This window comes from Bacillus cereus group sp. N21, from assembly GCF_016483395.1.
GTDB classification, from domain to species: Bacteria; Bacillota; Bacilli; order Bacillales; family Bacillaceae_G; genus Bacillus_A; species Bacillus_A pseudomycoides.
In genome coordinates this window covers 16608-37661 of the sequence record NZ_JAEHBX010000004.1, presented here as the reverse complement: position 1 = coordinate 37661, position 21054 = coordinate 16608, and the positions used below count along the sequence as shown (strand labels likewise).

The following is a 21054-nucleotide window of genomic DNA, read 5'->3' as shown; positions in this document are numbered from 1 at the left end:
AATCACATGTTAATATTTTTTTGTTTTTTTTTACAATTTTCACCACATTAATTATTTATTTCTCACTATAAAGTTAGTTATTTCTTTTCTTACAGCGACACAAATTAAATAGAAATAATTTATAAAAATACTAAATTTCCTAAAAATACTTTTTTCCATATTTTTTCTATAATAGTATATAATATGATAGAATTTTATAAATTTATGAAAAGATTAAGAGGCGATATGGGATGAAAAGGTATATTAAAATAAAAGGTATTGGTGTATATGTTCCAAAACGAAAAGTAGATTCTTTTGAAATAGATCGTATGTTAGGAGTCTCTGAAGGCTGGACTTTAAAAAAAGCTGGAGTGAAAACGAGATACTTTGTCGATGAGGAAACTTCTTCTTATATGGGAGCTGAAGCTGCAAAAAAAGCTGTAGCAGATGCGAATTTAACATGGAAAGATATCGATTGTATCATCTGCGGAAGCGGAACAATCCAGCAGGCAATTCCTTCTACTGCATCACTTATTCAAGAACAACTTGGGCTACAGCATTCTGGTATTCCATGTTTTGATATTAACTCAACATGCTTAAGTTTCGTAACAGCACTTGATACAATTTCTTACGCAATTGAATGCGGGAGATACAAAAATGTGGTTATCATTTCTTCTGAAATTTCTTCTGTAGGATTAAATTGGGGACAAAATGAAAGCAGCATTTTATTCGGCGATGGCGCAGCGGCCGTTGTTGTAACCAAAAGTGATCACACTTCTTCCATTATAGCTTCTCATATGGAAACGTATAGCTCTGGCGCACATCTATCGGAAATTCGCGGCGGGGGAACGATGATTCATCCTAGAGAATATAGCGAAGAACGAAAAGAGGATTTCTTATTCGATATGAATGGCAGAGCTATTTTCAAATTGTCCTCTAAATATATGTTAGATTTTATCGAAAAACTACTTATGCATACAGGTTATTCGTTAAATGATATCAATTTAATTGTTCCACACCAAGCAAGTGGACCAGCTATGAAACTAATTCGTAAAAAGCTAGGCGTCGATGAGGATCGCTTTATGACTATTTTTGAAGACTATGGGAATATGATTTCTGCATCCATTCCGTTCGCTCTTTTCGAAGCAATTAAACAAAAGAAAGTGCAACGCGGAGATAAAATATTATTACTAGGTACTTCTGCTGGGCTTTCTATCGGAGGCATTCTCCTTGAGTACTAAGAAAACAGTATTAATTACTGGCGCACGCGCACCAGCAGCATTGCATTTATGCAGGCTGCTTAAGAAAAACGGACATACCGTCATTATTGCAGATAGTATTCCTTATCCATTAAGCAAAGTTTCAACGAGCACTGATTATTTTTATGAAATTCCTTCTCCAAAATGGAAAACAGATGAATGTATCTCTGCACTACAATTAATTATTCAAAGTCATGATGTAGATTTACTTATTCCTACTTGTGAAGAAATATTTTATATATCCAGACATAAAGAGAAATTAAGCCGATTTTGTCATATATTTGTAGACGAATTTCAGAAACTTGCATTACTTCATAATAAGTGGGAATTTATTCAGTTAGTAACGAAATTAGGTTGGCAAGTTCCTGCAACATATAGAACAAATAACGAACAAATCATACAGGAAATGATTCAGCAAACATCACCCGCCACTCCTTTTGTGTTAAAACCTATTTTCTCTCGTTTTTCTGACAAAGTAGCGTTTATTACAAAAGAAGATATTGAAAAAGGCATCACGATGGACAAGCAAAATTATATCATTCAAGAGTTTATAAAAGGAACGCAGCATTGCTCCTACAGTATTGTACAATCTGGGAAGGTATTAGCTCACTCTGTTTACAAAACGGAATTCACGGCGGGTTTAGGTGCTACTATTGCTTTCGAGCATATTAACCATCCAAAAATTGACCAATTTGTTGAACATATCGTAAAGGAGCTAAATTTCTCTGGGCAAATCGCCTTTGATTTTATCATTACAGAAGATGGAGACGCTATTCCGATTGAATGTAATCCACGTACCACAAGTGGATTACATTTATTCGACGAAGAAGTAGTATCCGCTTTTTTTGCTAAAAAGGTGAACAATATGCGCATTCCTAAGCACAACTCCCAATGTGCAATTCGATTAGCAATGCTTTTATACGGAAGTCCTTACTTAAAAAGCAAACAAACACGTAAACGATGGTGGAAAGTCCTATGTTCCTATCCAGATATTATTTATAGTCGCTCTGATAAAAAAACATTTTTTTATCAGTTTTATAGCATGTATAAATTATGGCATGAAAGCTATAAACATGGACGGACTATTTTGGAGCAAACAACATATGACATATCATGGGGCGGTGAAAATTTATGAAAACGCTAGTAACTGGAGGAACTGGTTTTCTGGGACAAAAACTTGCTTTTCGATTAGTGAGTATGGGTTATGAAGTAACAGCAACCGGGAGAAATAAGACAATCGGAAAATTATTAGAGCGAAATGGAATTGAGTTTGTCTATTGCCCTCTTGAAGACAGGCATAGTGTTCTACAAGTTTGTAAAGATAAAGACTATATCTTTCATAGCGGTGCCCTTTCTTCTCCTTGGGGCAAATATAAAGATTTTTACAATGCGAATGTATTAGGAACAAAGCATATTATCGAAGGAAGTCAAAAATCTGGTATAAAGCGCCTCATCCATGTATCAACACCGAGTATTTATTTCTATTATGATGAACGACAAGATGTAGTAGAAAATGCGAAACTTCCTGATACATTTGTAAACCATTATGCGAAAACAAAGTACTTAGCTGAGCAATCTATTGATCAAGCATTCAATCATGGTTTACCTGTTATCACGATACGCCCACGTGCTTTATTTGGTCCAGGAGATAACGCCATTCTCCCGCGCCTTATTAAAGTATGTGAAAAAGGTGCTCTACCAAGAATCGGTACAGAAGATGTACTCGTAGACATTACCTATATCGATAATGTTGTAGATGCCTTACTTCTTTGTATGCATTCACCTAAACATACATTAGGTCAAAAATATAATATAACAAATGGTGAACGTGTAAATTTATATGAAGTAATTGAGAATGTGATGAAACGCCTTGGTAAAGAGGTTCAATATAAAAAGATTTCCTACAAAGCCGCTTTTACAATTGCCGCTATACTAGAAGGTATTTCAAAAACCATTTTACTTGGAAAAGAACCTATTCTCACAAAATATACAGTTAGTGTACTTTCAAAAAGTCAGACTTTAAGCATTGATAAAGCTCAAAAAGAACTAGGCTATGCTCCGAATATCAGCATAGAAGAAGGAATCACAAAATTTGTAGAATGGTGGAAAACACAATGAAAATCAAATCTTTAAAGCTATACGATACAGGATATTGTACACACCCTGAAAAAGTTGCATATTCCAAGGGGAGTTGGAGGCAAATTAGCTTTCCAGCTACAGTGGGGTTACTTCAACATCCAAGCTTAGGTTATATCTTGTTTGATACCGGATATGCTCGGCACTTTAAAGAAGCAACAAGAAAATTTCCTTACTCTGTATACGCTAAACTTACCCCTGTTCATTTTACAGAGGAGCAATCTATTAAACAGCAACTACTTCTTGATGGCATCCAGCCAGAAGAAATTAAATATATTATTCTTTCTCACTTTCACGGTGACCATACAGCAGGGCTACCTGACTTTCCGAAAGCAAAAATACTAACCTTCGCGAAAGCTTATGAAGATATAAAAAAGAGAAGTAAATTTGGTGCTCTATTAAAAGGTTGCTTAAAAGACACATTACCAATTGATTTAGAACAACGGCTGACATTCATTGATCAAATCCCACCATCAAGCTTACCTCCTACATATGGAAAATTTGAAGAGGCTTATGACGTGTTTGGTGATGCTTCATTGCTCGCTGTTGATTTAACGGGACATGCAATTGGACAATTTGGTGTATTCGTCCATTTACATAGTAATAAAATTGTTTTTCTTTGTGCAGATGCAGTGTGGCTAAGTAAAACGTATGAAAACCTTGTATTTCCAAGTAAGATCGCCAATCTTTTAACTGGGGATGCAAAATCTTATCGTCTCAACATTGAAAAATTACATCATTTATCGCAAATATCACCTGAAATTGAAATTCTTCCAACTCATTGCGAACGCACATGGAATCAAATTAAAGCAGGGGTGTACTATGAATAAATTACGAATTCTCCAGCAATATTTGAAAACAAAATATCGCTTACGATTTTCAAATCGCGAACAATTGGAACAATTTCATAAACAACAAATAAAAAAACAACTTTTGTTCACTGTAGAGATGTCTCCTTTCTATCGCCAGTTATATACACCTTTTTCAAAAGAAATCGAAAAAGGGAACTTGGCTGCACTCCCTATCATTAATAAAGAGGTAATGATGGAAAATTTTGATACATTAAATACAGTTTCTATTTCAAAGAAAGAAGCCTTTCATGTGGCATTTGAGGCTGAAAAGACCCGGAATTTTTCTCCGACTATTCGTAATATAACTGTTGGGCTATCATCAGGCACTAGTGGAAATCGCGGAGTTTTTCTCGTTTCTGAGGAAGAACGAACGATGTGGGCTGGTTCTATTATCGGTAAAGTACTTCCTTCTAGCATTCTACATAAACACACTATCGCTTTTTTCCTACGAGCGAACAGCAATTTATATGAAGCGACAAAAAATAAGCGAATCTCATTTCATTTTTTTGATTTACTAGATTCGTTTCAGCAACATATCGCTCGACTAAATGAAATAAATCCATCTATTTTAATTGCACCTCCTTCTATGTTGCGAAAAATCGCTCATTGGCAACAAGAAGGACTTATTATGATTTGTCCCAAAAAAATTATCTCTGTAGCAGAAGTACTTGAAGATATTGATAGAGAGTTTATCAGTACAATTTTTCAACAAACAGTACACCAAATTTACCAATGTACAGAAGGCTTTCTTGCTACAACATGTAAACATGGTACATTACATATCAATGAAGACCTCGTTCATATTGAAAAAGAATACCTAGATCAGGAAAGAGGGATATTCGTTCCTATTATTACTGATTTCATGAGGAAAACACAGCCTATAATCCGCTACCGTCTCAATGACATATTAATTGAGAAAAAAACAACATGCGCCTGCGGCTCTCCCTTCTTAGCCTTAGAACGAATTGATGGTCGATGTGATGATATATTTATTGGGATAAGTGAATTGGATAAGAGTAAGATATATATTTTTCCTGATTTCATTCGAAGAGCAATTATGTTTGCATCTAATGAAATTCAAGAATTTAAAGTGATTCAGCACAGCACAGACAAAATTGAGATTAAACTTAAAGTACCACCTGAACATTTCAAATCATGTAAATCTATCGTAATACAGGAGCTACATACACTATGGGCCACTAAAAAATGTGTTGCACCACACTTTTTCTTTTCACATTATGATATTCAGTTATATGATAAAAAACTAAAAAGAATAGAAAACCTTATAAAGCATGGTGAGAATATATGATTAAGCTACATGATATTCATTCTCTACACAGCATCGACTGGACCACAAAACGAGATGGAGCATATGTAAGAGACAGCTTCCTACCACTCTTACAAAATGGCATTACAGCATTTATTGAAAATGTTAATACTCAACTTTTTCTATTAGAAATTGATGATCTTATATTACCAGTTACTGTTAATCATGAGGAGTTTGAAAATTCATATGTATGTTCTCCTTATACACATTACATATCCTATGCACTAGAAGAGTTATGGGAATTAAAAAAACCGTGGTTAGAGAAGTTACTAACCTATCCGATTCATCTTATCGGAAGCTGGCTACGACGAACGAATATTAATAAAGTAATTATAGTAAATAATTGGATGTTATCAACAAATCTTTACCATTCTATCAATAAACAACAAATCGAACAGATTACGAATTTACTTGTTGAGAAATTTCCAGAGCATACAATTTTATTCCGTTCTTTAAATAGCGAATTATACCCTACAATTACACAAGCATTGTCTACTGTAGGTTACAATAAAATTATGTCTCGTTCTGTATATTTATTTAATCCAAAAGACTATAAAAAAATGAACCGAAAAGCACGAAAAGACTTATTAAATGATAAAAGTTTATTAAAGAAAAGTAATTATGAAATAATTACGAATGAGGAGTTAACAAAAGAGGATATTTTACAGATTTCCGAGTTATACAATCAACTATATATCGAGAAATATTCCGATCATAATCCAATGTTTACACCAGCTTATTTATGGAACGCACTTCAGCATCATTTATTTGAGATAAAAGTTATAAAAAAAGAGGGGATAATTGATGGTGTCATTGCTTACTTTATTAGAGATGGAGTTATGACAACTCCTATACTTGGATATGATACAAACTCTGATCAGCAACAAGGCTTATATCGCATTCTTTCCCTCCTTATTACAATGGATTCTATCGAAAAAAATTTAATTTGTCATTGTAGCGCTGGAGCTGGAGAGTTCAAACGAAATCGTGGTGCAAAACAGCAGATTGAATACAGCTATATATATAATGACCATTTGCCACATAAACAACAAAAAGTCTGGAGAATCTTAAGTTGGATATTAAATACATGTATAGAACCAATGGCAAAAAAACATCGCTTTTAAATAAAAAAGAGATAAGATTCCCTCTTATCTCTTTTTCTACACCCTACATTATTCTGTAGATTGTTTGATAGTTTCATTTGCTCCTGCTACTCTTAGCATATTTGCGATTTCTTTAAAACCTCGATTTTCCGCATGCTCTAGTGGAGTAACGCCGTCTCGATCTGCCATATTTACATCTGCCCCATGATCAATGAGTAACTGAACAATTTGTTTATGATTTTCACTACCATTACCAAGAACAATTGCTTCTAGTAATGCCGTCCAACCATGGTCATTTCTATAATTCACATCGATATCTGTGCGACCTACTAGCTCTTTTACAACTTCCACATGTCCTCTTTCAGCCGCTGGAATGAGTGCTGTTCCACCATGACGATTTGTTTCTCTAATATTTGTTCCTGCATCAATTGTTAGTTTCACAATATTAACATAGCCCTCTTTGCTCGCATAAAGGAATGGATTTTCTTTATTTTCATCTGGCAATTCAATGTCTGCACCTGCATCGATCAATGCTTTCACTGTCTCAACATGATTATGATACGTCGCTGCCATTACAGGTGTTTCTCCTTTATCCCCTGATACATTTATGTTAGCTCCATCTTTTATTAATTTCATAACTGTTTCTGTATCGCCTAATGTTGCAGAAAGTAATAATTGCTTATCCATTAAATTCATATTCTTTTTCTCTTTGTTCTCTTCTTCCTCTTTATGCGTCTTCTCTTGTTTTTTTTCATTTTTCACTTGAACCGGTTTAGATTCAACCTCTTCTTGCTTCTCACAAGCTACTATCATAATGAAAAGCCCTAACAACATAAATAATAAAAAATTTTGTTTCCTCACAACTACAGCTCCTATGAAAGATAATGTTTTTTTAACCATCCCTTCATCACATGTAACAACTCTTCTTCAATAGATTTATCCATAAGCCCCTTATATTCCTTCATTAATCGAATCATTGTATGCTTATGTTCATAATTTCTTAAAATATGGTTCATGTTCGGAATGATATGCCACTCTGCTTCACCATTAACATATGAAGCAATCAGTTTAGCATGCTCAGGTGGCACTTGTATATCACTGTCTCCCGTAATTGCTAAAACAGGACATGATACTTGCTCTAAATATGTAACTACATTATATTGTAACTGTTCTCTTAGCCATTTTGCATTCACTTTCGTACCTTTTATCCATATAACAGCTTTTGTTGAATGTTGTACCTTGTTCATAAGTACTCCATTTTGCTTTCTCATACGCTGCGGAATCTTCAACATTTTAGATAACCAGCCAATGGACCCTGATGCTGTTTCTAACTCGTTAACTGCTTTGTCTATTTGTCTTTCTAAGAGCGATTTAGATGGCTCTGCTGCACCAGCAAGTAATATTAATCCCGCAACTGATTCTCTTACGTAGACAGCTGGTGCAAGCAAAGCTCCCTCACTATGCCCCGCAATAATAACACGTTTCGGATCTATTTGCGGATGATCCTTTAAAAATCTAATCCATAAAGCAGCATCATCAATAAAATCTGTTATCCCTGCTTTATAGTAATTTCCCTTACTTTTATGAGTACCACGTTTATCATAACGAAGCACTGCAAATCCTAAAGAGGTAAAATAATCAGCTAATTCTTTATATAAGTTTAACTGTAAACGATTTGTATTTCCATCACGATTTCCCTTCCCAGTACCACCAATCAACATAATAACTGGATATGTTTCTGAATAATATGTAGGAATTGTTAATGTTCCTTGAAGTGTAAAAGTACTTTCAATTGTCACAGACAGTTCTTTCCCCATTTCTATTCGCCTCTCATTCTTTTTCAGGAATGATAATCGTTGCAATCGCTCTTCTTTCCTACTATATTCTATGCCTATATTATCAAAAGTAAGAACAGGTATATAATCCAAACAGCTGTTGAAAATGATTCAACAGCTGTTTGGATTATATGAAAAAAATCTATTCTGTTACTTACGATGAAGCTGCAATAATTGTAATATCAAGTTTTCCGTATTTCCATCATCTCTTATTTCTTGTGTGACCTTTCCATCTTCCATAAAGAGAATCACATCTCCAATATCTGCTGCTACATCCATCATATGTGTAGAAAAAATAATGATTGTACCACTTCTCTTTATATCTTTTAATAATGTAACAAATTCATTTACCCAATATGGATCTAAACCATTTGTTGGTTCATCTAATAGTAGTAATTTAGGCTTGGCGAGCCACGCTTGTCCAAATAAAAGCCTTTGTCTCATTCCTTTTGATAGTCTGTGTAAACACTCGCTTTGCTTCTCTTCTAATCCAAGTAATGCAATTACTTCCTGAACTCTCTCTTTTCCTACCTTTCGAAAAGCTGCATAGAATGATAGAAACTCTTGTACAGTCATAGATTGTTGTGCATGAAAATCATCTGGCATATAACCAATTTCAGCTACATATCGCCTTCTATTTTTACGCAATTCTATGTCCTGTAACCTTACTGTTCCAGATGTAGGTGAAGAGATTCCTGCTAATATATTAAGGATCGTACTTTTCCCCGCTCCGTTTCCACCGCATAGTACAATACATTCCCCATCTCTACCGTGTAGCGAAGTAGGAAATAATGCCGTTTTCTTTTTATACTGCTTACAAATTCCATCAATTTGCAATACCGTCATTGGTTTCTTCTCCTTTCTAGTCGCCAAACAGCTAATAATAAGAAGATTACTGTATAGATCGCACTATACATAAAAAGAACTATAACTACTGCCCCACTCTGAAAAAACATCACAAGCTGATCATAGGATTGTCCAAATACTGCCCCTCCCCCTAATTGAATAACAAATATGATTCTTAGCAGTTCAGCCGGATTACAAAACACAAAAACTTTTATAAGCGACGCTATCATCGTATATGGAACAAGATTAAGAATACTAATTACTGCCGTAGGCCACATCATAATGAGTAAAAACCAAACTGCAATTGAAATTGCTAACGCTTGCCACCTTGTCAAAGAAAATGCACCAATTGTTATACCTAAAACTATAAAAAAGAATATAAGAATAATAGAAAATAAGTAAATTGCTAGTATCCAGCTACTTTTAAACATACTTCCACTTAATAATCCAATCATTACACTACTTCCAAAGCTAAGTGTAAAAAGAATAATTTGCGCTATAAATTGACCAGCAATCTTTCCTATTACATATGAGGATGTAGTTAAAGGATATGTACACAGAAGCCGCCATTGTCCATTTTCCATCTCATTTGCAATTGAAAATGATCCTGCGATTAACATAAATAAAGGGATAATGTATAAAATTAAGTTTAAAATCGTTCCCATTGTGTTCGTATATCCCGCTAAGGATGGTACATTCCGTTCCATCAAAAATAATAAAGAAAGTATTACAATCCAAAGTAATAAAAATGTATACGAAGACTTTTCTCTTACTGTTCTACGCCACTCTGAATAGCATATATTCCACATATCATCACCCTTTTTATAGAAAAAGACAACCGCCTAAGGTTGTCTTTTATCCAGCTATTTGTAGGCTATAAAGCCTCTTTCCATTTTATTTTAATGGGAGTGCCCTGAGTTATTCTCTTTCCCATGTTCCTTCTTCATTTTCCCCATCATTTCTTTATTCATTTCCCATTTATGATCCGTTAACTCTTTATATGAAAGGACTTTTCCAGCATGTTTAGATACAAAGTTTTCAGCATCTTTTTTCTCTTTAAAAGAAATTACATTGTATGCCATTGGCGTTTTAATTGTTTTATCATACACATAAGTAGCTTTATCTAATGAAATCCAATCCTTTGTATGATAATCTCGAACAAATTTTTCTTGTGTTTTTTCATTTTTATGTTCGTCCATCCATTTATACATACAACCAATGTCATCAAATTTTAGCGCTTTACCATTTTCTAAAATAACTTCCGTTGCGAATTGATTATCCATTACTGCCATATTACAAACATCACACTTATCATTTTTTTCATCGACCGCGACTGGCTCTACGCCCTTCTTTCCACACCCTACCACTGCAAATACTAGGCACATACACATAACAAATACAACATGTTTTATTTTCATCAATACTTCCTCCCTAAAAAGAACAATATACTTCCCATAAGCAACATACTTACACTAATAATCCAAGCTTCAAATTGACTTTCTGTACCTCTTTCTATCTTCGAAAACTGCATACTCATACTTGGTTTATAATCAATTAACATCGATTCATCTGGAATTTTGATTAAATTTTGTAAAACAAGCATCCCAGGCGAATGAAAAAACAACTGGTATTCAGGAATATCCTGCGTTAAAACTAAAAAAAAAGAATCAGCCTTATAAGGTAATGCACTAATACCTGTATGATTTAAATCTACTTTTAAAGCACCATCCCAATAATTACGATGAATTACATTATTCGTGCTTTTCGTAGCTTGTGAGCCATTGATATTACTTAAAAAGGTATTCTCAGCTATTTCATTTTCATTTGCATTTTTTAATTGCACTCCAATAAAGTTATTTGTAACGATGTTTTTTATAATCCGATTATCTTTCGCCTTTTCAACATACATTCCCACTCTATTGTTAGTAACTTGATTCTGCATAACTTCTGTTTCTATCGCATCGTACAAAAGTAATCCTTGCGCATGAACATTTCTTCTATTATTGATAAATTGATTTCCCTTTACAGTCGTTCTTTTCGTACCCATAATCATCGCACCAGTTATATTATATTGTGATATATTATTGCTCACATTCGTACCATCAGAATACATAAGGTGAATACCATAACGAGATTGCCTAATGGAATTTCTTAATATTTGATTATTATCACTTTGCTCTAAATAAATCCCATCCCTTACATTTTTCATTCGAACATTTTCAATTTGATTCCAATGGGACTTCCATAAATCAATTCCATTACCGGTAGCTTCTCCTAGAATACTGCTATTCTGGATTTTCGTATTTTGAGTACCTTCCAACTTCATCCCAATTTGCTGTGTACGAATTTCTAAATCAGTGAAATTATGCCCGGCTCCTGCAACATATACAGCGGCTGTTCCCTCTCTTTTCTTACACTGCTCTATTTTTAGTCGTTTAACAGTAACATTTTCCCCATTCACCTTAATAACAGGTTTATTACCACAAAAACGAATCTTCGTATTTTTCTCTCCTTCCAACGTAATAGGTTTTGATATTTCAATCGTTTCATTATACATACCATTTTTTATCTTTACAGTTCCGTACGCAGGAGTATCATCAATTTGTGATTGAATTGTTGTTTCAGCATGAATACGAAATGGGATACAAAGTAATACAAAAAATAAGAGAAAAGAAAATCGAATCATTTTCATATGTAATTCCCTTCTCTATCAAATTCTATTCACTTACTCATCTAGGAGAATACCAAAGATTTGTGTGAGATTTGTGTGAGATTTGTGAAAAAACAATGCATTTTTTGTAATAAATGGAATTTTCACTAATAAAAAAAAGATGTGTAGCAATTTCTACACATCTTCTATCATTCGCAGCCCGTAATCAATAAATCATCTTCTAACTTAAGTAACAATGTATCCATATCAATTTCCTGACCAACCTCTATATTTACAGATCGTATATGACCACTAATTCCCACTGCTACTTTCTCCAGTGTTCCGTCATTTTTTCGAATCGTCATTAATTTTTCCCATTCATATACGTAAGATGATTCATCAACGAAAATCTCTTCTACTCTTCCTTTATATGAACTATAAATCTCTTCAATCATTGCTTTCATTCAAAATCTACTCCCTACTTCACGCTTCTCTATTTTCTCATCTATTCTATCACTCCTACAATAAACACATTATATTTTTAAAAATTCAAAATAAAATTCATGAACAAAATGAACAAAATAACGATTATGCGTTTAATAACGTTATTTTTCTAATTATTTACCATACATACTCCATCCTTTATGATAAATAGAAAGGTTTTTCTGAATTTTCAGCATTTGTTGAAAGCGCAATCATTTTCAGAGGGGGAGATTACATGTTAGCGGTACTCGGGTTTGCGATGGTCTTTGTCTTTATGTTTTTAATTATGACCAAACGTATGTCAGCATTAGTTGCATTAATATTAATTCCTATTATATTTGCATTAATTGGGGGATTTTATGCAAATGTAGGACCAATGATGCTAGACGGGATTAAGAAATTAGCACCGACTGGTATTATGCTTATGTTTGCCATTTTATATTTCGGAATTATGATTGATAGTGGATTATTTGATCCAATCATTAGTAAAATCTTGAAGATTTTAAACGGATGCGCATAACGAATCCCATCTTTATTTCCTACCACGATAAAATCGGCATCTGTTTCTACTCTTATTTTCTCAACAATTGGTTGAATAATAGCAGATGGGTTTTCTTTCTGAAATGCTTCTTGAATTTCAGGTATGGCAGCAACTGTTTTTGCGACGTGTAATGCCCTTTTACCAATTTGCTCTTCCACCGTTTCAGATACAATATAGTAAAAAAGAAAGTTCGTTAAAACAATAACAAAGAAAATGAGTGTACCAATCGTCAATGTAATCCTTGGCTGTAATTTTAATTTTTTAACCTTCAAAATCATTCCCCTAACTTTCATTGCCCATTACTCTGTATAATCTCCTTAATACAAAGATCACAATATGAAAAAATAGCTTATAATATATTAGGAAACCTCCTTAAAAGATGTTGTACAAAATCTACATACTCCCTTTCTTCATCACTACTATCTCCCTGATTCAGCCAATAATCCCCATCTACTAAATCAAACATTTCAATAGCAGTTATTTCCTGACAATTAGCATGTTGCAATACCATTTTCATCGGCTGTAAATCATCATCCCAATTAAAATGTAATACAAAAGCATGTAACAATTCCGGAGTATTTAATTGAGTCAAATAAGCATTTACTTCAGCAGGTTCTCCATACAAACAACCATCGATGATTGCTTGTTCGCTTTCTGTTAATTTCAGCCGAATAGCTCCTTTTGTTTCCAATAATAAATCTGCTATTTCAGGATTATGTCTTGCTAAAAACCAAGGAGTTTTCTTTATCCCGGCTGGATGATTCAATTCCACTCCATTTTCGATTAAACACTTCACAGCTTGTTTATTATTAAACTTAATTGCTTTAGTAAGTACTGACTCATGTAAACGATCTGTTATGCCTGTTTTCGCCCCGAAGGCTAGTAACTCTTTGAATATTTCAATAGGAGCCTTTTTTACAATTACGTAATGCAAGGAGGTTCTTCCAAACTGATCTTGTTCATTTATATCCACCTTTGGCATAGCTCCTATCACTTTTTCAAGATTTTTACTCTTAATTGCTTCAAACAGTATATTCATTTCATCCACCACTTTCGAACTAAAGTCTCTTTTTTACAGAAAATACTGATATCTACAAATGGATTAAGCCCTTTATCAGTAAAAAAGTATACCTCACAAAAATCAATTAAGCTTATTCAAATGTTAAAAGTTAAGTAAAACTAACATATTTATTGTACTCGTATATCTACTTCCTACACAAGAAATCCCAACTGAAATGCTGTATTACGTTATCTAATTCTATACTTCCTTCAAGCCGGTTCTCTTATCTCTTTTTCTTATTTACAGCATCCAATATAAATACAAACGCTAAATTTTATTTATTATTCAAAAAATACCCAGTAAAATAGAAAGACACGGTTATAAGAAAGTAGGGCGAAAAATGGAGTCAAAAGAACTTTTATTACAGGAAATCGTAATCATTGAAAAATGGGAGAAAGAACAGGAAGATCTTTGGTTCTTTGAAAAGTGGGGGAAAATTCCATTTGCTATTCTTGATAAGTTAACTCCTAAGTTTATCCATAAAAAAATTAATATTTTACTAGATGAGCTCATTCAATATCTCAATTCTGGAAGTAAATATTTAATTCATCCACAAACAACAATAAAGAAATTTGAAAACGCAGCTTCTTTAACAGATGTTCAAAAATTCCCTTTAAGTGAGATAGATACAATCGTTGATAAAATTATCGAGAATAGAAAATCTGTCGCAACTGCACAAGGGGCCACAACCGGTTTTGGTGGCATTTTTACCCTAGCAATTGATATTCCAGCTGTTTTAAGCATGTCACTAAACGTTTTGCAAGAAATTGCAATTTGCTACGGTTATAATCCTGAAGATATTCAAGAGAGATTATTTATCGTAAAATGCTTACAATTTTCCTCGTCTGATATTGTAGGAAAACAAACCATTCTTCATGAATTAAAACATTTTGATGCTCGTGTCAATCACGACGACAGTATGTCCCAAATTAAATCATGGCGCGAAGTGTTTACTGTATATCGTGACAATTACGGTTGGAAGAAGCTATTTCAGATGATTCCCATTGCTGGTATGATTTTTGGTGCTTATTTAAACCGAAAAACAATTGAAGAAATTGCAGAAGTAGGGAAAATGTTTTATAAGAAAAGAAGGGTACTAGATAGACTAGAAGGAATGAAATACACTTCTAAATAGTGTCTAAAAAGGTGGGCTGGTGCAAAGATATAATAAAAGAGAATATACCCATATATTTCTTGCACCAGAATCTCTCAAAAATTATCAAAGATCTTTCTACGTTTTTCCCCTTTAGAGAAGGTAACTCTATTTAAATATAACCAAAATAGAAATCACATCGTTCCCCGTATCAGCAAAATAAAAGGAATTAAGAATACTAACACATTTAATACGATCCCAATCTTTGCTCCATTATTTTTATCTACTTTATAAGAAAAAATAGCTAAAATAAATCCAATAGGACAAAGAAATAAAGGTAAAACAAGAGAAATCCCCTGAAATACAGTTAAAATAATTTCATTTATAAAGTTAACTATGAGTAAGATCAATAGAACTGGTATTAAAATCGATATACTTGTAGTTACCCTACTTTTTTTTAACAAAATATTCTCCTTTTTAATAAAAATATATTTATTATTAATTGAACATCTTCTTCCGCTAAAAAATATACCATAATTGGAAATATTAATGGTGCAAAAAAACACTAAAGTAACTTAAAGAAAATAAGATATTATTTCCTTTCAGGTGTTTCACCTTTCTAATTTTACAAAAAAGAAAAAGCACCTCACTCTTAACAAGGCGCTTTAGCAATTATACTTTTTATTTTATACACGTACAGCTGTACCACTAACAGCAACCATTAACATTCCATCACGAACGACCTCGTAGTCTACATCAATACCAACAATTGCATTTGCACCTTTTTGCTTCGCAAGAGTTTTCATCTCTTCCATTGCAATATCACGAGCTTCTTTTAATTTACTTTCATATGCACCAGAGCGGCCACCGACAACGTCACGAACAGAAGCAAATAGATCACGTACAATATTTGCCCCCATAATCGCTTCACCGTTTACAATATCGATATACTCAATAATTTCTTTTCCTTGAATCGTTGAAGTTGTTGTTATAATCATTACTGACACTCTCCTATAATATCTAAAAATTTACTGGTATTTCTTATACCTTTATTATCACATTAAAATAATAAATGAACTATCTAATAACCTTACATAAAGATGACAGGTTTGTAAGATTTCATAGGTGAGGACTGATAATCAGTGGCAAACTCTTCATTCCCACTGATTATCAGTCCTCACCAACTAGCATTTTACGGGCAGTAATACTCCCACTCTTTGTTTTTAAGCAAGAGTATTACTGCCCGCGCAAATAACGAGATAAACTTAACTTTTATTAATTGTTACCGCACGTAGCTTTCAAATATGCATAGGTCACTAAGTTTTCTAAAACCATACTTGCGGCCTTATAATCTCTTACTTTACTTAATGCTTTCTAATTCCCATTTATGGTTCTCACCTGGTGAATTTGTATGCTCACCTTTTAAAATCTTCTCATGTAAAGATACAGGTGGGAAAATCCCATTATCTGCGACACTACCAACCCATTTATTGTATCTATACGTGATATAAGTAGAATCAGATTTTAAATAGAAGCTCTTTTGATTCGGAATTTTATCTAATTTAATTGTCGATCTGTTACGTTCTTGATCTAACCAAGTATAATCATAACCTTGTCCAACATTGAAATACTGATAACCACCATGAGTACTGTTCGTAAATTTAAGGAATACTTCCTCACCTTTTCCAATTGGCTCTCCTGGTCTAGACTGACCTTTTCTCTCAATGATTACTGATGTAGCTTCAATATCTGGTCCATGTATTTCTTGTTTTTTCGGTCCAAGTCTTAATCCATCCCAGTTGTTTCCTCTTAGATTAAAGTGTACATATTTCCCGTTTACAGTTTGAAATAAAGTACTTACATGCCACTCTTCTCTCACATTCTCTTCACGAAGTTCTGAGCTAGACGTTTTTAAATAATACGGTTTTCCTTCTACAAGAAATTCACCTGCATTATCTACTAATAAGTTATCAAACTCTTTATTATACTTAACAACTGTAGAGATTTTTTGTGTCGGAAGTTTTTTTAGTGCATCATTGATTTCAAATGTAACTTCTTTTGATGGATCGAACTGATCTAAACCTACAGTTTCTTTAGACTCATATACGTTTCCATTTTTCACTAATGTTACTTTCTGGGTTGTTTTAGAATTTTTCTTTTCAAAAGAAGCAGAGATTTCATTACTTGCTCCAAATACGCCCGGTACAACTGCCGCATAAAACTTTTTCTTAGTTGGGTCATAAGCACTATATGTTAATGTCGGTGGCTGTAGTTGTTCAAAAGCACCGACTTTCCAACCTTTTTCTACAAGAGATTCTTTTACATTTTCTAGATTCCCATTCTCAAAGATGTTACGCTCTCCACGACTATTATCTACAATCGCATTTACTTTTTTAGAATCTACGTTGACATGCTTTAAAACCTCGTTAAACGTTAAATTCTTACCAATACCGTTTGGCGCATACACTCTAAACTTCGGTTTATTCCCGATATCTGTTTCTAGTAATGCAGTAGACGCATTTACACGAGATTCATATTTTCCTGAATCTCCTAAATTCGTAAATTCTCCATCTTTCTCGATAGACAAGTCCATTGTACTCGTAGGTAATACTTCAACAGATAGAGGGGCACCTTGTTCAACAGCTTTTAATTCATCTAACGATAAGTAAATATTTACATCTGCTTGGTTATCTAAGCTGTCTATTAATACTTCTGTTTTATTTCTTCCGCCTTTTTCTGTGCTTAAGTGCTGTGCTTTATAACGATCTTGTGTTGCCTTTACCGTATTGATAATCTTATCTCCTAAGCGAATGTTAAAATGAGGAGAAACATTTTCAGCTGATGCTGTACCTGTATTTTTATATTCTAACTGTAAGCTTACCTTTGCTGCTTTTGCTGAATCTACAGTGTTTGCGGTAGACCAATCAAAATTATTAGAATAGCTTTCTGTTTCTGTTTCAGTTTTTGAATATCCATAGCCTACATTTAATGAAGCTTCACCTTTTGGCACAGGTCCTGCTGCTGAGCCTTCAACACCGCCTGTCCCAGTTAGACCAACATTAAAAGAATGCTGTGTAGATACACTTTTCTCCCAACCTTTACTGATAGATCCTCCTTTTGAATCCGTAATAGATGCAATCGGAGTAACTCCAATACGTTTGATTCCAATTTGTAAATTCGGTATATTGGCAACCATTGGATTTAACTCAGTATCAGAATCACTGCCAAAATACTGAACTTCATACGCATCTGAAAAAGGATCTCCATCCGAATTCGCACTCATAGGATTGGTAATGAATTTTAACTTTCCTTTGTCTTTCTCTGAATCCCATGCTCGCGCTTCATTTTTTCCAGTTTGATAATTAAATTCAATTTTATATCCATTTATTTCTAAGTCGTTCGGAATACCATCGTTATCCCAATCATTATTTTGTACTTCAATTTTTTCAGTAGAAATCTGTCCTTTTTTTCCATCAGTTCCATAAAGAACGCCTTTTCCTTCTTTTACATTTGCATCCTCTTGGAACTTCTCAACTTTACTTTCTGGACTTGGCTGATTTACGTCTGCTAAAGCAGGGGATGCTAAAGTCAGCGCCATTGTTACACTACTTAATACAGCAAATGCTGGTTTTAATTTCTTCATCGTCATTTTTCTCCTTGTTTTCTAGATGAGTTAGAACATCTACTAGTAAGATTAACTTCATCATAGCTAACAAATCTTTCATTTCTCTCTCATAAATGTTACAAAAGTCTTTCAACCGTATTATTTCTTTTCTGATGCAATGGGAAGAGTAAACCAAAATTCACATCCCTGTTTCCCATCCGAACGATCTTGAACACCAATTTCTCCTTTGTGTATTTCAACTAGTGATTTTGCAATGGCGAGTCCAAGTCCAGACCCTCCAGATTGTGAGCTTCTTGATGGGTCTGTTCTGAAAAAACGTTCAAATATACGTAATTGATCATCGTAAGAAATCCCTTCCCCTTCATCACGCAAAATGAATGTAACTTGCTGTTTTTGTTTATTTTCCTCCACAATTAACTCGATTGTTCCAAATGTGGGGGAATGCCGAATCGCATTATGTAACAAATTACTGATAACCCGCACTATTTTACATGGCATAATCCAAAGTCGTGGCAATGTATCCGAAACGTGCAATTGTAAATGGATATTTTTGTCCTTCAATAAGATCGCATGGGAATCTAGTACTTCTAATAGAATGCTGTCCACATGTGTTAAACTGGGGTGAAAGGCTCCTTGTCCAAGTTCTAGCTTAGAAAGCTCAAACAAATTATTAATTAATCCACTTAATCTTTGAATTTCGTTTAGGATTGTCGTTAGATACTGCATTTTCATATTAGGATCTTCAATTAAACCATCTTGTAACGCTTCTATCATCAATTGTATGCTAGCCATAGGGGTTCGTAAGTCATGGGAAATATTCGCAATTAGTTCTGTACGTGCTTTTTCTCCTTGTTCTAACTTAGTAAAGCTTTCTTCTAATTTTTTAGCCATTTGTTGAAAAGCTGTCGCTAATTCTTTAAACTCTTCTGGTTCTTTCCCGATTATATACATCGTTTCAAAGTGTCTATCACTAAATTGTTTCGTTAATGCAATTAAATTTTGAATAGATCTCATAATAGGACGTGTCATTAACCAGTAAATAATCGTTGAAAGAATCATTGCTACCATCACAATTCCTATTAATAACCGTGTTTGTTCCGGTCTAAGTAACATTCTTCTGTCACTATACCAGATCGAAATTACTATGATTCCCGTGCTTAATAAATTCATCAATAACAATTGATTCCGTAACTTCATGTTTCATTTCCTCCATCTGGCTCAAAGCGATATCCTATGCCCCAAACTGTATGAATCCAACGATTCTTTGTTGTATGCTTCTCCAATTTTTCACGTAGACGACTCATTAACACAGTTACTGCATTTGTGCACCCTTCATACTCAAAATTCCATATCTGTTCAAGAAGTTGAGATCGTGAGAATACTTGTTTTGGATGTTTTGCCATTATATAAAGTACCTCAAATTCTTTCACTGTTAACTCAATTTCATGTCCACAAACAAATACACGTCTTTTCGTTGGATCAATCTTCAAATCTAGGAACTCTATCATTTCTGATACAGGTTCTTTCTCTTGTATCGTTGCTTGATTTCCTCTTCTTAATATAATTTGCACCCTTAATACTAATTCACGAGGTGAAAACGGCTTTGTCACATAATCATCCGCGCCCATTGTTAATCCTAAAATTCGATCTCTTTCTTCTCCTCTAGCGGTTAACATAATAATAGGGACATTAGAGTATTGGCGAATTTCCTCACATAATTCCCAGCCATCTTTTTTCGGCATCATCAAATCTAAAATAATTAAATCTGGTTGATATTGCTGAAATACATTCCAACCTTCTATTCCGTTTACAGCGGTGTATACTTCATATCCTTCTCTTTCCAAGTACCGTTTACATATTTCTCGGATATTATCTTCATCTTCTATGATTACAATTCTTTTTTTCATACATTAAGTCTCCTCTGTTCCTTATAAAAACTGCGATAACAGCACACTAAATAAAGTGAAACTTTAATCAGTGGGGGTTTTCTTCATCCCCCACTGATTATTAGTTGAACGAATCGGGCTTTTACGGACAGTTCATCTCCTACCTAACTTCTTTGCTTTCGCTGAATTTTGAGGTGGGAGTGTTACTGTCCGTTAATGCGGGATAAAAATGGAGTTACACAATAATTTTTATATCACATTAATAATTCTGTTTATATAACTATAAAAAATATTTGAGTTACGCTATACACAACAGCCCATCCTATTTGTAATCTCCCTTGAATAGAAGTAGCTTTTTCAAACGCTATATGAAGTTCAAA

Annotated in this window: 20 protein-coding genes and 2 pseudogenes; 8 read left to right on the top strand and 14 right to left on the bottom strand. The window is 33.8% G+C overall.

Annotation, left to right across the window (positions count from 1 at the left end):
* Nucleotides 1-230 precede the first annotated feature (230 nt).
* Genes JDS96_RS03305 through JDS96_RS03280 form a run of 6 tightly spaced genes read left to right on the top strand, consistent with a single transcriptional unit; the run spans nucleotide 231 to nucleotide 6676 of the window.
* Nucleotides 231-1220 carry a beta-ketoacyl-ACP synthase III gene (locus JDS96_RS03305; RefSeq protein WP_003194997.1) on the top strand — a complete coding sequence of 330 codons (990 nt, stop codon included), beginning with the start codon at nucleotides 231-233 and terminating at the stop codon, nucleotides 1218-1220.
* The gene (locus JDS96_RS03300; RefSeq protein WP_199666014.1) at nucleotides 1210-2373 is read left to right on the top strand and encodes an ATP-grasp domain-containing protein; all 1164 of its coding nucleotides are present in this window, start codon (nucleotides 1210-1212) and stop codon (nucleotides 2371-2373) included. Before JDS96_RS03305 ends, JDS96_RS03300 begins: the two co-directional genes overlap by 11 nt.
* Nucleotides 2370-3356 (top strand): NAD-dependent epimerase/dehydratase family protein, encoded by a 987-nt coding sequence (locus tag JDS96_RS03295; RefSeq protein ID WP_199666013.1) that lies wholly within the window; start codon nucleotides 2370-2372, stop codon nucleotides 3354-3356. Before JDS96_RS03300 ends, JDS96_RS03295 begins: the two co-directional genes overlap by 4 nt.
* Nucleotides 3353-4204, top strand: a complete 852-nt coding sequence (locus tag JDS96_RS03290) for an MBL fold metallo-hydrolase (RefSeq protein WP_199666012.1) — start codon at nucleotides 3353-3355, stop codon at nucleotides 4202-4204. The genes JDS96_RS03295 and JDS96_RS03290 overlap by 4 nt, the downstream gene beginning before the upstream one ends.
* On the top strand, nucleotides 4197-5534 hold the full coding sequence (locus JDS96_RS03285; RefSeq protein ID WP_199666011.1) for a F390 synthetase-related protein: 1338 nt from the start codon (nucleotides 4197-4199) through the stop codon (nucleotides 5532-5534). The genes JDS96_RS03290 and JDS96_RS03285 overlap by 8 nt, the downstream gene beginning before the upstream one ends.
* Nucleotides 5531-6676, top strand: a complete 1146-nt coding sequence (locus JDS96_RS03280) for a hypothetical protein (protein ID WP_199666010.1) — start codon at nucleotides 5531-5533, stop codon at nucleotides 6674-6676. The genes JDS96_RS03285 and JDS96_RS03280 overlap by 4 nt, the downstream gene beginning before the upstream one ends.
* Nucleotides 6677-6724: 48 nt before the next feature.
* On the opposite strand, the gene JDS96_RS03275 is transcribed toward JDS96_RS03280, so the two are convergent.
* From JDS96_RS03275 to JDS96_RS03245, 7 genes are all read right to left on the bottom strand, one after another.
* Nucleotides 6725-7555 carry an ankyrin repeat domain-containing protein gene (locus JDS96_RS03275; RefSeq protein WP_199666009.1) on the bottom strand — a complete coding sequence of 277 codons (831 nt, stop codon included), beginning with the start codon at nucleotides 7553-7555 and terminating at the stop codon, nucleotides 6725-6727.
* The gene (locus JDS96_RS03270) at nucleotides 7528-8472 is read right to left on the bottom strand and encodes an alpha/beta hydrolase family protein (RefSeq protein WP_199666008.1); all 945 of its coding nucleotides are present in this window, start codon (nucleotides 8470-8472) and stop codon (nucleotides 7528-7530) included. Before JDS96_RS03270 ends, JDS96_RS03275 begins: the two co-directional genes overlap by 28 nt.
* 168 nt (nucleotides 8473-8640) lie before the next feature.
* Entirely contained in the window at nucleotides 8641-9336 is a 696-nt protein-coding gene (locus JDS96_RS03265) for an ABC transporter ATP-binding protein (RefSeq protein ID WP_199666007.1), read from the bottom strand.
* A complete protein-coding gene (locus JDS96_RS03260) occupies nucleotides 9333-10145 on the bottom strand; it encodes an ABC transporter permease (protein WP_006093459.1) in 813 nt (270 codons plus the stop codon). The genes JDS96_RS03265 and JDS96_RS03260 overlap by 4 nt, the downstream gene beginning before the upstream one ends.
* A 90-nt stretch (nucleotides 10146-10235) precedes the next feature.
* On the bottom strand, nucleotides 10236-10754 hold the full coding sequence (locus JDS96_RS03255; RefSeq protein ID WP_199666006.1) for a nitrous oxide reductase accessory protein NosL: 519 nt from the start codon (nucleotides 10752-10754) through the stop codon (nucleotides 10236-10238).
* Nucleotides 10754-12028 (bottom strand): right-handed parallel beta-helix repeat-containing protein, encoded by a 1275-nt coding sequence (locus JDS96_RS03250; protein WP_199666005.1) that lies wholly within the window; start codon nucleotides 12026-12028, stop codon nucleotides 10754-10756. Before JDS96_RS03250 ends, JDS96_RS03255 begins: the two co-directional genes overlap by 1 nt.
* 167 nt (nucleotides 12029-12195) lie before the next feature.
* Nucleotides 12196-12450, bottom strand: coding sequence for a hypothetical protein (locus JDS96_RS03245; RefSeq protein ID WP_016113028.1), 255 nt, complete (start codon nucleotides 12448-12450; stop codon nucleotides 12196-12198).
* Nucleotides 12451-12704: 254 nt separating this feature from the next.
* Between JDS96_RS03245 and JDS96_RS03240 the strand changes: the two are divergent.
* Nucleotides 12705-12980 (top strand): annotated as a pseudogene (locus tag JDS96_RS03240) (citrate transporter); the annotation flags it as partial.
* On the opposite strand, the pseudogene JDS96_RS03235 reads toward JDS96_RS03240, so the two are convergent.
* Both JDS96_RS03235 and JDS96_RS03230 read right to left on the bottom strand, forming a co-directional pair.
* Nucleotides 12935-13288 (bottom strand): annotated as a pseudogene (locus tag JDS96_RS03235) (histidine kinase); the annotation flags it as partial. The pseudogenes JDS96_RS03240 and JDS96_RS03235 overlap by 46 nt on opposite strands.
* A gap of 71 nt (nucleotides 13289-13359) precedes the next feature.
* Nucleotides 13360-14049 carry a DUF4274 domain-containing protein gene (locus JDS96_RS03230; protein WP_018765616.1) on the bottom strand — a complete coding sequence of 230 codons (690 nt, stop codon included), beginning with the start codon at nucleotides 14047-14049 and terminating at the stop codon, nucleotides 13360-13362.
* A gap of 361 nt (nucleotides 14050-14410) precedes the next feature.
* On the opposite strand from JDS96_RS03230, the gene JDS96_RS03225 reads away from it, so the two are divergent.
* Entirely contained in the window at nucleotides 14411-15205 is a 795-nt protein-coding gene (locus tag JDS96_RS03225) for an EcsC family protein (protein ID WP_003195022.1), read from the top strand.
* A 152-nt stretch (nucleotides 15206-15357) separates the two neighbouring features.
* On the opposite strand, the gene JDS96_RS03220 is transcribed toward JDS96_RS03225, so the two are convergent.
* From JDS96_RS03220 to JDS96_RS03200, 5 genes are all read right to left on the bottom strand, one after another.
* Nucleotides 15358-15627, bottom strand: coding sequence for a hypothetical protein (locus JDS96_RS03220; protein WP_033795860.1), 270 nt, complete (start codon nucleotides 15625-15627; stop codon nucleotides 15358-15360).
* Nucleotides 15628-15849: 222 nt separating this feature from the next.
* Entirely contained in the window at nucleotides 15850-16161 is a 312-nt protein-coding gene (locus JDS96_RS03215) for a heavy metal-binding domain-containing protein (RefSeq protein ID WP_000587631.1), read from the bottom strand.
* Nucleotides 16162-16523: 362 nt separating this feature from the next.
* Nucleotides 16524-18806: a binary toxin-like calcium binding domain-containing protein gene (locus JDS96_RS03210; RefSeq protein WP_199666004.1), complete on the bottom strand. Its 2283-nt coding sequence runs from the start codon at nucleotides 18804-18806 to the stop codon at nucleotides 16524-16526.
* A 120-nt stretch (nucleotides 18807-18926) separates the two neighbouring features.
* Nucleotides 18927-19985 carry a sensor histidine kinase gene (locus JDS96_RS03205; RefSeq protein WP_018765619.1) on the bottom strand — a complete coding sequence of 353 codons (1059 nt, stop codon included), beginning with the start codon at nucleotides 19983-19985 and terminating at the stop codon, nucleotides 18927-18929.
* On the bottom strand, nucleotides 19982-20695 hold the full coding sequence (locus JDS96_RS03200; protein ID WP_018765620.1) for a response regulator transcription factor: 714 nt from the start codon (nucleotides 20693-20695) through the stop codon (nucleotides 19982-19984). The genes JDS96_RS03205 and JDS96_RS03200 overlap by 4 nt, the downstream gene beginning before the upstream one ends.
* Nucleotides 20696-21054 lie beyond the last annotated feature (359 nt).